Annotated in this window: 14 protein-coding genes; 2 read left to right on the top strand and 12 right to left on the bottom strand. The window is 53.8% G+C overall.

From position 1 onward, the window contains the following. Positions 1–8 precede the first annotated feature (8 nt). The 9 genes from nuoH to lrhA all read right to left on the bottom strand — a co-directional run bounded on the left by nuoH (position 9) and on the right by lrhA (position 10,152). On the bottom strand, positions 9–986 hold the full coding sequence (gene nuoH / locus ACLJZ5_RS18610) for an NADH-quinone oxidoreductase subunit NuoH (RefSeq protein ID WP_000118515.1): 978 nt from the start codon (positions 984–986) through the stop codon (positions 9–11). Next, on the bottom strand, positions 983–3,709 hold the full coding sequence (gene nuoG / locus ACLJZ5_RS18605) for an NADH-quinone oxidoreductase subunit NuoG (protein ID WP_001518099.1): 2,727 nt from the start codon (positions 3,707–3,709) through the stop codon (positions 983–985). Before nuoG ends, nuoH begins: the two co-directional genes overlap by 4 nt. A 30-nt stretch (positions 3,710–3,739) precedes the next feature. Next, positions 3,740–5,077 (bottom strand): NADH-quinone oxidoreductase subunit NuoF, encoded by a 1,338-nt coding sequence (gene nuoF / locus ACLJZ5_RS18600; RefSeq protein ID WP_000800048.1) that lies wholly within the window; start codon positions 5,075–5,077, stop codon positions 3,740–3,742. Continuing rightward, positions 5,074–5,574, bottom strand: coding sequence for an NADH-quinone oxidoreductase subunit NuoE (nuoE, locus tag ACLJZ5_RS18595; protein WP_000545038.1), 501 nt, complete (start codon positions 5,572–5,574; stop codon positions 5,074–5,076). Before nuoE ends, nuoF begins: the two co-directional genes overlap by 4 nt. Positions 5,575–5,576: 2 nt before the next feature. Continuing rightward, complete coding sequence (nuoC, locus tag ACLJZ5_RS18590; RefSeq protein WP_000247855.1) at positions 5,577–7,379, bottom strand: NADH-quinone oxidoreductase subunit C/D; 1,803 nt, start codon at positions 7,377–7,379, stop codon at positions 5,577–5,579. Between the two features lie 86 nt (positions 7,380–7,465). Next, positions 7,466–8,128 (bottom strand): NADH-quinone oxidoreductase subunit NuoB, encoded by a 663-nt coding sequence (gene nuoB, locus ACLJZ5_RS18585; RefSeq protein ID WP_000386728.1) that lies wholly within the window; start codon positions 8,126–8,128, stop codon positions 7,466–7,468. A gap of 15 nt (positions 8,129–8,143) precedes the next feature. Next, on the bottom strand, positions 8,144–8,587 hold the full coding sequence (nuoA, locus tag ACLJZ5_RS18580) for an NADH-quinone oxidoreductase subunit NuoA (RefSeq protein WP_000062993.1): 444 nt from the start codon (positions 8,585–8,587) through the stop codon (positions 8,144–8,146). A 394-nt stretch (positions 8,588–8,981) separates the two neighbouring features. Continuing rightward, entirely contained in the window at positions 8,982–9,134 is a 153-nt protein-coding gene (locus ACLJZ5_RS18575; RefSeq protein ID WP_031617861.1) for a hypothetical protein, read from the bottom strand. Positions 9,135–9,213: 79 nt separating this feature from the next. Then, entirely contained in the window at positions 9,214–10,152 is a 939-nt protein-coding gene (lrhA, locus tag ACLJZ5_RS18570) for a transcriptional regulator LrhA (protein WP_000606288.1), read from the bottom strand. Between the two features lie 931 nt (positions 10,153–11,083). Between lrhA and alaA the strand changes: the two genes are divergently transcribed. Both alaA and yfbR read left to right on the top strand, forming a co-directional pair. Further along, positions 11,084–12,298 (top strand): alanine transaminase AlaA, encoded by a 1,215-nt coding sequence (gene alaA, locus ACLJZ5_RS18565; protein WP_000074540.1) that lies wholly within the window; start codon positions 11,084–11,086, stop codon positions 12,296–12,298. 93 nt (positions 12,299–12,391) lie between these two features. After that, positions 12,392–12,991, top strand: a complete 600-nt coding sequence (gene yfbR / locus ACLJZ5_RS18560; protein WP_000813882.1) for a 5'-deoxynucleotidase — start codon at positions 12,392–12,394, stop codon at positions 12,989–12,991. Positions 12,992–13,082: 91 nt separating this feature from the next. On the opposite strand, the gene ACLJZ5_RS18555 is transcribed toward yfbR, so the two are convergent. The 3 genes from ACLJZ5_RS18555 to ACLJZ5_RS18545 all read right to left on the bottom strand — a co-directional run bounded on the left by ACLJZ5_RS18555 (position 13,083) and on the right by ACLJZ5_RS18545 (position 16,150). Continuing rightward, positions 13,083–14,909: an SLC13 family permease gene (locus ACLJZ5_RS18555; RefSeq protein ID WP_001012857.1), complete on the bottom strand. Its 1,827-nt coding sequence runs from the start codon at positions 14,907–14,909 to the stop codon at positions 13,083–13,085. 76 nt (positions 14,910–14,985) lie between these two features. After that, positions 14,986–15,663, bottom strand: coding sequence for a sugar phosphatase (locus tag ACLJZ5_RS18550; protein WP_001555201.1), 678 nt, complete (start codon positions 15,661–15,663; stop codon positions 14,986–14,988). After that, positions 15,656–16,150: a YfbU family protein gene (locus tag ACLJZ5_RS18545; RefSeq protein ID WP_023196166.1), complete on the bottom strand. Its 495-nt coding sequence runs from the start codon at positions 16,148–16,150 to the stop codon at positions 15,656–15,658. Before ACLJZ5_RS18545 ends, ACLJZ5_RS18550 begins: the two co-directional genes overlap by 8 nt. Between the last annotated feature and the right edge of the window lie 55 nt (positions 16,151–16,205).

Below are 16,205 nucleotides of genomic sequence, written 5' to 3'. Positions count from 1 at the left end.
TGTGTCCCTTATTGCGCCTGCCACAGAATGACAGCCGCCGTTACCAGCAAGTTGATGAGCGTCAGCGGCAGGCAAACTTTCCAGCCGAAGGACATTACCTGGTCATAACGCGGACGCGGTAACGACGCACGAATCAAAATGAACATCATCATGAAGAACGCGGTTTTCAGCGCGAACCAGACGAATGGCGGTAAGAACGGGCCATGCCAGCCACCGAAGAACAGCGTTACCATCAGCGCGGAAACGGTGACTATGCCGATGTACTCCCCCACGAAGAACAGACCGAATTTCATACCGGAATATTCGATGTGGTAACCGTCCGCCAGTTCCTGCTCGGCTTCCGGCTGGTCAAACGGGTGACGGTGACAGACCGCTACGCCCGCGATGGCGAAAGTAACAAACCCAAAGAATTGCGGAATCACGTTCCACAGATGCGCCTGGTTATTGACGATATCGGTCATATTAAATGAACCGGCCTGCGCCACCACGCCCATCAGGGAAAGACCAAGGAACACTTCGTAGCTCACCGTCTGGGCAGACGCGCGCATCGCGCCCAGCAGCGAGTATTTGTTGTTGCTCGACCAACCGGCGAACAGCACCGCGTAAACCGCCAGACCGGCCATCATCAGGAAGAACAAAATCCCGATGTTTAAATCGGCCACCACCCAATTAGGGCTAACCGGCACAATGGCGAAGGAGAGCAGCAGCGAAGTAAACGCGATCATCGGCGCCAGGGTAAAGATGACGCGATCCGAGAATTTCGGGATCCAGTCTTCTTTAAAGAACATCTTGATCATATCCGCGACCAGCTGGAGCGAGCCGCCCCAGCCAACGCGGTTTGGTCCATAACGGTTCTGGAACAGACCCAGCAGACGACGTTCGCCAAAGCTCATGAAGGCCCCGCAGGTGACGACCACCAGCAGAATCACCACCGCTTTGAGAATGCTCAGCAGGATCTCAATCAGATCCGGTGTAATCCAACTCATTGTTGCGCCTCCCGCAGATCCTCAAGACGCGCGCCAGCCAGAACCGGCGCGATGCCAGGCATACCCATCGGCAGACCTACCTGCCCTGCCGCTAACCCTTCAGAGATTTCAACCGGCAGCGTCACCGTATTGCCATCGTAGCTAAAGGAGACGCGCGTCCCGGCATTGACGCCCAACTTCGCAGCATCCGCCGGATTAAGTTTGATATACGGCTGCGGCATACGGCTCTGGAAGACCGGAGAACGCTGAGACAATTCGTCGCTGCCAAACAGGTGGTAATACGGCGCAATACGCCACTGACCGTCCTGCGCCTGGAAGCTTGCCGGCACGGTAGTGAAATAATCCAGACCGCCCTCAGTCGCTTCAATCAAACGCACGCCCGGATCGCCGTGACGCAGTTTGCCGCCCACTTCATCCTGGAATTTGTTCCACGCCTGCGGGGAGTTCCAGCCCGGCGCCCAGGCGAACGGAATTTCAGATCGCGGGGCAGTCGGTTGGTTATTCCCTTCCATCGAGAAGGCGAACATGGTGTCTTTATCCTGCGGCTGACGTGGTTCATGCACGCTGATATTGGCGCGCATCGCCGTACGACCGCTGTAACGATGCGGTTCGCGCGCCAGCTTCTGCCCACGAATGCGGAAGGTCGCATCCGGCGCGGCGTCTTTAATGCCGGCAAATTGCGGCATGGCGGCAATGACCGCGTCGATCACATGGTCAAGCTGTGTCCAGTCCACTTCGCGGTTTTCGACGGTGCTGTGCAGCGAATGCAGCCAGCGCCAGCTTTCCAGCATAATCGTCTTGTTATCGTAGTAGGCCGGATCATAAACCTGGAAGAAGCGCTGCGCGCGGCCTTCGTTGTTGATGACCGTACCATCGCTTTCGGCGAAGCTTGCCGCGGAAAGCACCAGATGCGCGTTTTCCATAATCGCCGTGCGCTGATGGTCAACCACCATCACCAGCGGCGCTTTGGCGAGCGCGGCGTTCACGCGCGTAGCGCTTGCATGACGGTGGAGATCGTTTTCCAGCACCACCACCGCGTCCGCGCTGCCGGTTTCCAGCTCACCCAACGCATCGTCAAGCGAACCGCCGCCCATCATGCCCAGCCCCATGCTGTTCACGGAGCGGGCAATCATAGTAATACCGACATCGGCGCCACGGCCTTTCAGCGCTTTCGCCACGTTGGCGGCCGCCTGAATCACCTCACTGCTACCGGCGTTAGTGCCGGAGATAATCAGCGGTTTTTTCGCGCCGGCCAACGCCTGCACAATGACATCAATTTTGTTTTGTAAGTCGCTGTCGATACCGTCAACCGCAGGCGCTGTATTGTCCAGCGCATGGGCAATCGCAAAGCCCAGGCGCGCCTGATCTTCCACCGGCGCGCGATAGGTCCAGGCGGCGATATCATCCAGACGGGTGTCGTCCACGTTGGTCACGAACAGCGGATGTTTGGCACGCTGGCCGATGTTAAGGATGGCCGCAATCTGCCAGTCGGCCACTTTCTGCGCCGCCGCCATTTCACGCGCTTTACCTTTCACCGCCTGGCGTACCGCCAGCGCAACGCGCGCGCCGGTCTGGGTAACGTCTTCGCCCAAGACCAGTACCGCGTCATAAGATTCGATCTCCCGCAGCGCCGGGGTGTAAATTCCGCCTTCACGCAACACTTTCAGCGCCAGTTGCAGACGCTCCTGCTCGCCGCGCGCGATACCGGTGTAGAAGTTTTCCGCACCAACCAGCTCACGCAGCGCAAAGTTGCTCTCAATGCTGGCGCGTGGCGAACCGATACCGATCACTTTCTTCGACTGGCGCAGAATATCCGCCGCGCCCTGCATCGCCTGCTCGGCGTTGAGAGTAATAAAGTCATCGCCACGGCGCTGAACCGGCTGACGCGGACGGTCTTTCAGGTTCACATAGCCATAGCCGAAACGACCGCGGTCGCAGAGGAAGTAGTGGTTAACGGTACCGTTGTAACGGTTTTCGATACGGCGCAGTTCGCCATAGCGCTCGCCCGGGCTGATGTTACAGCCGATGGAGCACTGCTGGCAGATGCTCGGCGCAAACTGCATGTCCCATTTACGGTTGTAACGCTCGGAGTGCGTTTTATCGGTGAAAACGCCGGTCGGGCAAATCTCGACCAGGTTACCGGAGAATTCGCTTTCCAGCGTACCGTCTTCCGGACGCCCGAAGTAGACGTTGTCATGCGCGCCATAGACGCCCAGATCGGTGCCGTCGGCATAATCTTTGTAGTAACGCACACAACGGTAGCAGGCGATGCAGCGGTTCATTTCGTGAGAGATGAACGGCCCCAGATCCTGGTTGCGGTGGGTACGTTTGGTGAAACGGTAGCGACGGAAACTGTGACCCGTCATCACGGTCATATCCTGAAGATGGCAGTTACCGCCCTCTTCACAAACCGGACAGTCGTGCGGGTGGTTAGTCATCAGCCACTCCACCACGCTTTCACGGAACTGTTTCGCTTCTTCGTCGTCAATAGAGATAAAGGTACCGTCGGTGGCTGGCGTCATACAGGACATCACCAGGCGACCACGCGTATCTTCCGCGTTTTGGTATTGCTTCACCGCACACTGGCGGCAAGCACCGACGCTTCCCAGCGCCGGGTGCCAGCAAAAATACGGAATATCAAGGCCGAGGGACAGACATGCCTGTAGCAGGTTGTCCGCGCCGTTGACCTCGTATTCTTTGCCGTCTACATGAATCGTAGCCATTAGCATGCTTCCAAATTAAAAATCGTTAACTCACCAGCGCTCTTTGAGCAGGTTCGGCTGAATACCATTGATTAAATGGGTATTACTGAACGGCTGCTTGATGCCAGCTTCGAATTCTTCGCGGAAATACTTAATTGCGCTTTGCAGTGGCTCAACCGCGCCCGGCGCATGCGCGCAGAAGGTTTTACCCGGTCCGAGGAAACGACACAGTTGCTCAAGTGTCTCGATATCCCCCGGCTGGCCTTCGCCACGCTCCAGCGCGCGTAGAATTTTCACGCTCCACGGCAACCCGTCGCGGCATGGCGTACACCAGCCGCAGGATTCGCGGGCAAAGAACTCTTCCAGGTTACGCACCAGCGACACCATGCCGATTTCGTGGTCTACCGCCATCGCCAGCGCGGTGCCCAGACGGCTGCCTGCTTTACCGATGCTTTCGAACTCCATCGGCAGGTCAAGATGCGCCTCGGTCAGGAAGTCGGTTCCCGCCCCGCCCGGCTGCCAGGCTTTGAATTTCAGGCCATCGCGCATACCGCCCGCGTAGTCTTCGAGGATCTCGCGCGCGGTGGTGCCGAACGGTAATTCCCACAGGCCCGGATTCTTCACGCGGCCCGAGAAGCCCATCAGCTTGGTACCCGCATCTTTGCTTTTCGAGATGTTCTGGTACCACTCTACGCCGTTGGCGAGGATTGCCGGGACGTTGCACAACGTTTCGACGTTATTCACACAGGTCGGCTTGCCCCATACGCCGGAGGTCGCCGGGAAGGGCGGCTTGGAGCGTGGGTTCGCGCGGCGGCCTTCGAGGGAGTTAATCAGCGCCGTTTCTTCACCACAGATGTAACGCCCTGCCCCGGTGTGGACAAACAGTTCAAAGTCGAACCCGGTGCCCATGATATTTTTGCCAAGCAGCCCGGCCTCGGTTGCTTCAGCAATCGCACGGCGCAGATGTACAGCCGCTTCGATATATTCGCCGCGCAGGAAGATGTAACCACGATACGCTTTCAGCGCGAACGCGGAGATCAGCATACCTTCCACCAGCAGGTGCGGCAGCTGTTCCATCAGCAGACGGTCTTTATAGGTGCCCGGCTCCATTTCATCGGCGTTACACAGCAGGTAACGGATGTTCATGGATTCATCTTTCGGCATCAGGCTCCACTTCAGACCGGTGGAAAAGCCCGCGCCGCCGCGCCCTTTCAGACCGGCGTCTTTTACCTGGCTGACGATTTCATCCGGAGACAGGCCGGTCAGCGCCTTACGCGCGCCTTCGTAGCCGTTTTTGCTACGATATTCATCCAGCCAGACCGGCTGTTTGTCATCGCGCAGACGCCAGGTCAGCGGGTGGGTTTCGGGAGTACGGATAACGTTTTTCATTTATACCGCTCCAGTAGTTCAGGAATGGCTTCCGGGGTCAGATGGCTGTGAGTATCCTCATCAATCATCATGTTCGGCCCTTTATCGCAATTCCCCAGGCAGCAGGTCGGCAGCAGCGTAAAGCGACCATCAAAGGTCGTCTGCCCCGGTTTGATGTTGAGATTTTTTTCCAGCGCGGCCTGAATCCCCTGATAGCCGGTGATATGGCACACCACGCTGTCGCAGTAGCGAATCACGTGGCGACCGACCGGCTGACGGAAGATCTGGCTGTAGAATGTGGCGACGCCTTCGACGTCGCTCGCCGGAATACCCAGCACATCGGCAATAGCGTAGATCGCGCCGTCCGGCACCCAGCCACGCTGCTTCTGAACGATTTTCAGCGCTTCAATGGACGCCGCACGCGGGTCTTCGTAGTGGTGCTTCTCGTGCTCTATCGCTTCACGCTCTGCCGCACTCAGCTCAAAAGCCTCGGTTTGTGGTTGTTGATTCTCGTGCATAATTAGCGGTCCACATCTGACATAACAAAATCGATACTACCCAGATAGACAATCAGGTCGGAAACCAGGCTACCGCGGATCGCCGAGGGAATCTGCTGCAGGTGCGCAAAGCTCGGCGTGCGCACGCGGGTACGGTAGCTCATAGTGCTGCCGTCGCTGGTCAGGTAGTAACTGTTAATCCCCTTAGTCGCTTCCACCATCTGGAAGGACTCCTGCGCCGGCATTACCGGGCCCCAGGAGACCTGCAGGAAGTGGGTGATCAGGGTTTCGATATGTTGCAGCGTGCGCTCTTTCGGCGGCGGCGTGGTCAGCGGGTGATCCGCTTTGAACGGGCCTTCCGGCATGTTATCGAGGCACTGCTGAAGAATGCGCAGACTCTGGCGCAGCTCTTCCACTTTCAGCATCACGCGGGTATAGCAGTCGGAAACGCCGCCGCCCACCGGCACTTCAAAGTCAAAGTTTTCGTAGCCAGAGTATGGACGCCATTTACGTACGTCGAAGTCGATCCCGGTCGCGCGCAGCCCTGCGCCGGTGGTGCCCCACTCCAGCGCCTCTTTCGCGCCGTAAGCGGCAACGCCTTGCGAACGCCCTTTCAGAATGGTGTTACGCAGCGCGGCTTTCTCGTAAGAATCCAGACGCTTCGGCATCCACTCAAGGAACTCTCGCAGCAGGCGATCCCAACCGCGCGGCAAGTCGTGCGCGACGCCGCCGATACGGAACCAGGCCGGGTGCATACGGAAACCGGTAATGGCTTCCACCAGGTCATAAATTTTCTGCCGGTCGGTAAAGGCAAAGAAGACCGGGGTCATCGCGCCGACGTCCTGAATAAAGGTCGAGATGTACAGCAGATGACTGTTAATGCGGAACAGTTCGGAGAGCATCACGCGGATGACGTTCACACGATCCGGGACGGTGATCCCTGCCAACTTTTCTACCGCCAGCACGTACGGCATTTCATTGACGCAACCACCGAGGTATTCGATACGGTCGGTATAGGGAATGTAGCTATGCCAGGACTGGCGCTCGCCCATTTTTTCGGCGCCGCGGTGGTGATAGCCGATATCCGGCACGCAGTCGACGATTTCTTCACCGTCAAGTTGCAGGATAATACGAAACGCACCGTGCGCAGACGGGTGGTTCGGGCCGAGGTTGAGGAACATAAAGTCCTCGTTGTCAGTCCCGCGCTTCATCCCCCAGTCTTCCGGCTTAAAGGTCAGCGCTTCCATCTCCAGATCCTGCTTGGCTTTGGTCAGCTCAAACGGGTCGAATTCGGTCGCGCGCGCCGGATAATCTTTACGCAGCGGATGGCCTTCCCAGGTTTGCGGCATCATGATGCGCGTCAGGTGCGGGTGGCCTTCGATATCAATACCAAACATCTCCCAGGTCTCACGCTCGTACCAGTTGGCGTTAGGGAAAAGTTTAGTGAAGGTCGGCACGCGCAGGTCGTTTTCAGACAACGCCACCTTGAGCATGATATCGCGATTACGCTCAATGGAAATCAGGTGGTAGAAAACGGAAAAATCCGCGGCGGGTAACCCGTCACGGTGCGTACGCAGGCGTTCATCCATGCCGTGTAAGTCAAACAGCATGACGTAAGGTTTCGGCAGTTTCTTTAAGAAATCGCCAACCTCCAGTAGTTGTTCACGCTTGACCCAAACAACGGGGATACCGGTGCGGGTCGCCTGAACGGTAAAGGCATCCGGCCCAAAACGGTTGCGCAGTTCGCCGATAACCGGATCATCAAGATGATCGCGGGTACTCCATGCAGCGTCTTGCGCGGTTAAGTCGGTCATATTGTTCACCATTGCAAATGGTCCGTGGTGGTCGGCAGTGCTTCGCGCTATTAAAATAGTGATTAGCGAAGTGAAGTGCTGCTGCCGACAGGCGCAAATTAAATCTCGTCCGGGGTACGCAGGTTCGTGACGGCAATACGCTCGCCGCGTTTACGTTCGCGTTCTGGCTGCATATTGGCGCGATACACGCCCTGATCGCCCACCACCCATGAGAGCGGACGGCGCTCTTTGCCAATCGATTCTTGCAGCAGCATCAACGCCTGCATATACGCTTCCGGACGCGGCGGACAGCCAGGGATATACACATCCACCGGGATAAACTTATCAACGCCCTGCACTACCGAATAAATATCGTACATGCCGCCGGAGTTGGCGCAGGCACCCATAGAAATGACCCATTTTGGCTCCAGCATTTGGTCATACAGACGCTGAATAACCGGGGCCATTTTGGTAAAGCAGGTACCGGCCACCACCATCAGGTCAGCCTGACGTGGCGACGCACGCAGCACTTCCGCGCCGAAACGGGCAACGTCATGCACTGCGGTAAAAGAGGTCACCATCTCTACATAGCAGCAAGAAAGGCCGAAGTTGTAGGGCCAAATTGAGTTTTTACGGCCCCAGTTAACCATGTCATGCAGTTTGCCCATGAACACGTTTTTGTTAACTTCCTGCTCCAGGGGGTCGGTTACGATCTCCTGTTTTTGCAGGGGGTAACGGTCATTCTCACCGTTAGGATCTATGCGGGTGAGCGTATAATCCATCTTAATGCCTCGCGGTTAGCGTTGACGATTAGCGATACTGTTCGTTTCCGGGTTCATACGCTCGCGGCGTGAACGCGCGGGCGTCCAGTCCAACGCGCCAATACGCGCCAGATAAACCAGACCAGCCAGTAACACAAAAATAAAAATTGCAGCTTCCACAAAGCCAACCCAGCCGCTTTCGCGGATAGAAGTCGACCATGCGAACAGATACAGCGCTTCAACGTCGAAGATAACGAAGAACATGGCTACCAGGTAAAACTTGGCAGACAGGCGTAAGCGGGCGGTGCCGACCGAGTCGATACCTGATTCAAACGGAACGTTCTTGTGCCTCGCGCGTGCGCGACCGCCCAAAAACCAACCGCCTACCAGCATCAGGCAGCACAGGCCAATGGCAACGATAAGAAAGATAGCGAATGCCCAGTGATGAGCGATGACTTCAGTGGATGTTGACATACTCATTGCTTACTCATCAAAAGTAGCGCCAGTTTCTCTGCTCTTTACGGCAGATGGGCGCCACATCGATTCATGGGGAGGAATAAAAAAAACCCTACAATTACTGTAGAAAATGATAAAAACAGCTAATTGATGTGGTTTTTTACTCCTTTCTATAACCTTTTGTCAACTTTAACAAAAGTTCCTTCACATTAATTTACATCAATTCATCACCATTAACATTAAGTGCCATCCTGGAGAAAATGACTCTTCGGCCAGGGGAGATTTTATGTTGTTGAATCGTGTCCGTTGTGAAGCAAAAGAAATAACACACACCTATTTTGACAGGAATTTGTGAAGATGCCTCCCCCTAAATGGGAGTATTTTCTTGATCTGTGACACGCTTTTGTTAATTCACCCCCTAAAACAGCAACAATTTCTCTAGTTTTTTAACATGCAAATTCATAAAATGGATGTTCTGGTTATTTTTTACCCACATTGAACTGCGAATCGCTACTGGCTGATTTACCGCAACTTTTACAATTTGTACGGTTAAGCGCGTACAGATGGGCACAAAAAAAGAGCCACTGAGCGTTTTTTCATCGCCAGCGGCTCTTTTTTACATTTACGACTTAGCGCCTTTTGCCTGCGAGCTACTCAAAACCCCCTTCCACCATCAGCGGATCATCTCCGCCCTCTGCAGAAAACTGGTTGTAATGCCATGGGTTTTGATAGCTTTCCATCGCATGGAAAATCACCATCGCCAGCTCGTTCTGGCTATTGGGATCGCGGCACAACAGATATTCCGTATCCGGCAAAGGCGGTAATCCGTCTGCGGCGCCCAGCACGCGAAGGTCGGGACTCATCATTTCGACAGGTCGAGCCGTTACGCCAAGACCGGCTTTAACGGCCGCGCGTACCGCCGGTAATGTAGACGCCACATAGGCCAGCCGCCAGGGAATACCCGCTGCATTTAGCGTCTCCAGCACCATATCGCGGAATGGGCTGGGATCGTCCAGCAGGACTAATGGTACGGGCTCTCCCCTTTGCAAAACATACTCAGCCGCACAATACCAATGGGTGGGCGAGGTCCGCAAATTCAGACAGTCCAGCGAATGAGGTTGGTTAGTCGTCACCACCAAATCTACTTCCTGCGATTTAACCATGTCCACCATATAGGCGTTGCGTTTTACCCGTACATCAAGCGCGAGTTTCGGATAAACCGAGCTGATTCGGCTAAGCAAAAAAGGCAGGATAGTATCAGCTGATTCATCAGAAGCGCCAATTGTTAACACTCCCTGAAGATTACTGAACATTAATGATGAACACGCCTCATCATTAAAACGCAGGATTTTTCTGGCGTACCCCAGAAGCTGGATACCGTGTTCGGTCAAAAGCTTGTTACGACCATGGCGGGCGAACAATTCCTTTCCCACGAGTTGCTCAAGACGCTGCATTTGCTGACTGACCGCAGACTGAGTACGACATACCGCCGCCGCCGCCGCGGCGAAGGTGTTCAGATCGGCAACGGCCACGAACGTTCTCAGCAGATCGAGATCGAGGTTAATTATCGGACGATTTGCATTTATCATAATTTTTCACTTACTGGCGGGTCATATCGGGCTGACCTGGTTAATGCTGTGCATTCAGAAACAAGCAATTCCATTTGTAATGTGCATCCTTCGCAGTACCGCCTGGTTACCCAGGTAAATGTTAGAATGTAATTGAAAATACGACCAAAACACTTCTCTTACTTACTGATATAATACCAAATGCAACTGATCGGGATATATCAAAGAGAATGTGTCATACCTTTAGGCGTCTACAGATTTCTGCTAATGATGGACGTGTAAATCTTGTAACAGCGTCAAATAGTTTACCGAGACGCACAGATACAAAAACAATATATTGAACAATAGGTTATGTATAAAATCGCGTCATGATAATTAGCAGACAACGCAGACTACGCCCCCGTTTCGGATCATTATCTTAACCTAAAACCGCTATATTTATAAGTATTATTACGAATAATCTTAACCTTGGATATGTTATACTAATCGGACCAGAAAGATATTATTACGACTTTAGTAAATGCTTTTTAAATATTAAATAATAATTAATTAAGATTTCTACCATTCATTAATTATACTTAACAATAGTTTCACACCCCCCGCCGCCGGAAAGGTCTAACCTTCTCATTTTACCTTTAATACTCAGTATTTCCGAAATAGCCAGCGCGACACTAATGATGAATGCTTATCTCTCATAAAACAGATAATTTCTGACAACATAAAAAACCACATTACGCGCAATCATATAGAATAAAACACTATACATACAGACAAAAATAGAAAATGCATCTAACCAAATGATTTTATGAAGTTTTAAACAGCACGAAAGCGCGTTAAAAATAAACAAAATCTTCTTCTGTTCACTCTTCAAAACTCACCGTCGTGGGAGTACATTGTTTCGTGCTGACTTCCACGGCAGGGAGTGGCAATAACAGCTAAAAGGTCAAGATTCATGTCCCCCATTGAAAAATCCAGCAAACTCGAAAATGTCTGTTATGACATTCGTGGCCCCGTTCTGAAAGAAGCGAAACGCCTTGAGGAAGAAGGTAATAAAGTTCTTAAACTGAATATCGGCAACCCCGCCCCCTTCGGATTCGAAGCGCCGGACGAAATTCTGGTCGATGTCATTCGTAATTTGCCGACGGCGCAAGGATATTGCGACTCGAAAGGGCTTTATTCCGCCCGTAAAGCGATTATGCAGCATTATCAGGCCCGTGGAATGCGCGATGTAACCGTGGAAGATATCTATATCGGTAACGGCGTTTCCGAGCTGATCGTTCAGGCGATGCAGGCGTTGCTTAACAGTGGCGATGAAATGCTGGTTCCCGCGCCCGATTATCCGTTATGGACAGCGGCGGTATCGCTCTCCAGCGGCAAGGCGGTACATTATCTTTGCGATGAATCTTCCGACTGGTTCCCGGACCTTGACGATATCCGCGCCAAAATCACCCCACGTACGCGTGGTATTGTCATTATTAATCCAAACAACCCTACTGGCGCCGTCTATTCTAAAGAATTGTTGATGGAAATTGTCAACATTGCGCGCGAGCATAATCTCATCATCTTCGCCGATGAAATTTATGACAAGATTCTCTATGACGATGCCGAGCATCACTCTATCGCCGCACTGGCGCCTGATCTGCTGACCATCACCTTTAATGGTTTGTCTAAAACCTATCGCGTCGCCGGCTTCCGCCAGGGCTGGATGGTGCTGAACGGGCCGAAAAAACATGCGAAAGGCTATATTGAAGGGCTGGAGATGTTAGCCTCAATGCGCCTGTGCGCCAACGTCCCGGCGCAACATGCTATTCAGACCGCGCTCGGCGGCTATCAAAGCATTAGCGAATTTATTCTGCCGGGCGGTCGACTGTATGAACAGCGTAACCGAGCCTGGGAGTTGATTAACGATATTCCCGGCGTTTCCTGCGTAAAACCGCGCGGCGCGTTGTACATGTTCCCCAGGATCGACGCTAAACGTTTTAATATTCACGACGACCAGAAGATGGTGCTGGACTTCCTGCTACAGGAAAAGGTGCTGCTGGTGCAAGGTACCGCCTTTAACTGGCCGTGGCCGGATCACTTCCGCATTGTGACGCTACCGCGTGAAGATGACCTGGAGATGGCCATCAACCGCTTTGGGCGTTTCCTCTCAGGTTACCATCAATAATCTTAAATTCAGGCTACTTCGGTAGCCTGAATTGCATCTTCATCCCCCTCCCCGCACAATGAAGTCTGCCGCAGTGAAAACAAAAGGTAATCTATGAAGCAGAGCCATTTTTTCGCCCATCTCTCCCGCATGAAGTTGATTAACCGCTGGCCGCTGATGCGTAACGTGCGTACGGAAAACGTCTCCGAACATAGTCTGCAGGTGGCGATGGTCGCCCATGCGTTGGCGGCGATAAAAAACCGTAAATTTGGCGGTCAGCTCAATGCTGAACGCATCGCGCTTCTGGCGATGTATCATGATGCCTCGGAAGTACTGACCGGCGATCTGCCGACGCCGGTAAAATATTTTAATTCCCAGATAGCCCAGGAATATAAAGCGATCGAAAAAATCGCCCAGCAAAAGCTGGTTGATATGGCGCCGGATGAATTACGCGATATTTTCGCACCGCTTATTGATGAGAATGCCTGGAGCGAAGAAGAACAGGCAATCGTAAAACAGGCCGATGCGCTTTGCGCCTACCTGAAATGCCTGGAGGAGCTCTCAGCGGGAAACAATGAGTTTGGCCTGGCAAAAACGCGGCTGGAAAAAACGCTGGAATTACGTCGCAGCCAGGAGATGGACTATTTTATGGCGGTGTTCGTACCAAGTTTCCATCTCTCTCTTGACGAGATAAGCCAGGATTCACCGCTTTAGTTGCCGGATGGCGGCTAACGCCTTATCCGGCCTACCGTTCTTCCCGTAGGCCTGATAAGCGTAGCGCCATCAGGCCTTTTCCTGTCTGGGGTTAAAACGGAAACAACATCGGAATCATCACAATACAAACCGCCATCACAATAAGCGTGAACGGCACGCCAAGCTTCACAAAATCGCTAAAGCTATAGTTTCCCGGCCCCAGAACCAGAGTATTGACCGGCGATGAAACCGGCGTCATAAAGGCGGCGGATGCCGCCATCGCCACCGCCATCGCAAACGGATAGGGCGACACCCCCATCGATTTCGCCGCCGCCAGCGCAATCGGCGCCATCAGCACCGCCGTTGCCGTGTTAGAAATGAACAGTCCTATGACGGCACACAGCACGAACAGGCATCCCAGCATCATATATGGCCCATAGCCGCCGCCGATATTCATTAACCCTTGCACGACCAGAGAGACGCCGCCGGTTTTTTGCAACGCCTGCGCAAACGGCATCATACCCACAATCAAGATAATGCTCGGCCAGTGGATCGCTTTATATGCGCTTTCAGCATCAATACAGCGAAATTTTCCCATCAGCAGGCAGGCGATAATCGCCGCGATCGGGTTGGGAATTTCATCGGTCAACATCAGCGCCACCATCAATACCAGGCAGAAAATGGCGTGCGGCGCCTGGCTGTGCGCAGGAGAGGCTTCGCTGACCTCGACCGGCATATTCAGCACCACAAAGTCGCGGCCTTTTTGCCCCAGCAGGCTGATTAACTTCCAGTTCCCCACGACCAGAATGATATCGCCCATCAATAACGGCTCATCGGCCAGCGACCCTTCCAGCGCGACGCCGTCGCGTTTCAGGCCGACCACATTCAGCCCGTAACGTGTACGGAAAGCGATTTCACGCACCGACTTGCCAATCAGTTCAGACTCCGGAATAAGCGAAATTTCCGCCATCCCGACATCCAACGCCTGATCGGAAAAATATTCTCCACGCAATACCATCGGTTCCAGCAGTTGCTCGGCGCAGAACTCTCTGAGGTCAACCTCCGCCGCCGACATATCAATCAGCAGAACGTCGCGAGCGCGAAACTCCGATACGCCGTTCACATTGACGATAACCCGCCGAAAGCGCCGCCAGCGTTCAACGCCGATGACATTGGCGCCGTAACGTTCGCGCAGTTTAAGGTCGTCCAGCCGCTGTCCCACCATTGGCGAACCGGGGCGAATCGCCAGACGGCGAGCGCGCCCCGTCAGACGGTACTCGCGGATAAGATCGCGGAAAGTGCGCCGCTTACCGGCCTGTTGTCCGGGCGCATCGCCTTTTAGCATGAAGCGCATCACCAGCATATAAACAATGCCGAGCGCCAACACCACTATCCCCAGCGGCGTCACGCTAAAAAAGTTGAACCCGTGCAGGCCTTCACGCAGCAGTTCACTGTTAACCACCAGGTTCGGCGGCGTCGCCACCAGCGTCATCATTCCGCTGATAAGCCCGGCAAAACTCAGCGGCATCATCAGGCGCGAAGGCGAGGTTTGCATATGCATAGAAACGCTAAGAACAACGGGGATAAAGATCGCCACCACGCCGGTTGAACTCATGAAAGCGCCAAGTCCGGCGACGGTGATCATCAGTAAAACCAGCATTTTGATTTCACTGCTGCCCGCCATTTTAACCAGCCAGGTACCGACCACCGTCGCAACGCCGGTGCGCACGAGGCCGTCGCCAATAATAAATAAGGCGGCGATAAGAATGACATTCGGATCGCTAAAGCCGGAGAAGGCTTCCGGAAGGGTCAAGGTACCGCTAAGGACAAAAGCAACAATGACGAATAAAGCCACCGCATCCATACGTACTTTGCCCGTCGCAAACAACACGACGGCAATCGCCAGTAAAGAGAGAACCCAAATCAATTCACCGTTCACAACATATCCTTGTCAGATGAGAAGATAACGCGATTCTGCCATAAATATGCCCCGCCAAAGCGGGGCGATATCATGATCAGGTCTTTCTTAACACCACCACATCGCCGTTTGGTTGTTTAGCGACCGATAATTGCGTCAGGCTATCCAACGCAAAATCAACATCCGCCAGACGCGGCGTGTCGGCCGGCGCATTGACCGCAATGACGTGGCAGCCCGCAGCCAGTCCGGACAGCACGCCAGCCGGGGCATCTTCTACTACGACGCACTCCTGAGGGGCCAGGCCAAGCAGTTGTGCGCCCAGCAAATACGCATCCGGCTCCGGTTTGCCGCGTTTGACTCGTTCGGCGGTGACAAACACCTCTGGCGCTGGAAGGCCCGCGACCTGATGGCGCGCACGCGCGACCGGCATTGAACCGGAGGTGACGATAGCCCACGGAATGCCCGCTTTATTCAGGTGATTGAGTAAATCGACTGCCCCCGGCAACGCGGTGATCCCTGCGGTTTCAGTGGCTTCTATTTGCTCCAGGCGCGTAAACTCAGCGGCAATTTCCGCCTCCGATTTACCCGCCATAAAATGCCGCAACGAGGTGATCGCCTGTTTGCCATGAATAAAGCCCAGCACCTCATCATGAGCAAGGTTAAAACGATCGGCCCAGCTACACCACGCGCGTTCGACGGCAGGTAATGAGTCAACCAACGTTCCATCCAGATCAAACAGAAAACCTTTACACTGCACGCGAGCCTCCTCAGGCATTAATGATTTGATTGATTTCATTCGCGCTCAGGTGGTACTGACGCGGGCAGGCATGCCAGATATTCAACATCCGCTGGTATTTTTCCCACATCGGCGTCTGGGCATTAAAGCCGTGTGTCCCGGCGTCAAAGTGAGTGTAGCGTCCTTCTATATTCACCATAAAACGGACATAGCCGAGGTAGCGCGCTTCCGTCGCGGCGTCAAACCCCAGGAAGGTGACGCGACGTTCGTCGATGGCTTGCGTATCTTTGAGGTTGGTCCAGGAGACGTGCAGCGCATGGTACATCTCCATAATATCGATGATGGTACGACAGGTCTCTTCCGTCAGCTCGCCAAACTCGCGATCCAGCTCGCGCATCTGCAGGCCGTAGCCGCGTTCAATAATTGTTTGTAAGCGACGGTAACGCTCGGCGTTGGTGGGATCGAGCATCGTCATCATTTTGTACTGGTTAGACAAAATCAGACGTTGCGCGTTGGTCATTTCCATTTTGAACTCCTGTATCACGCTATAGCGATGAAAAAAAGAAGGCATTGGTATGCCT

Source organism: Salmonella sp. 5800 (genome assembly GCF_046558195.1).
Taxonomy (GTDB): Bacteria; Pseudomonadota; Gammaproteobacteria; order Enterobacterales; family Enterobacteriaceae; genus Salmonella; species Salmonella enterica.
Note: the sequence above shows the minus strand (reverse complement) of the source record. Positions and strands in the feature narration are given on the sequence as shown.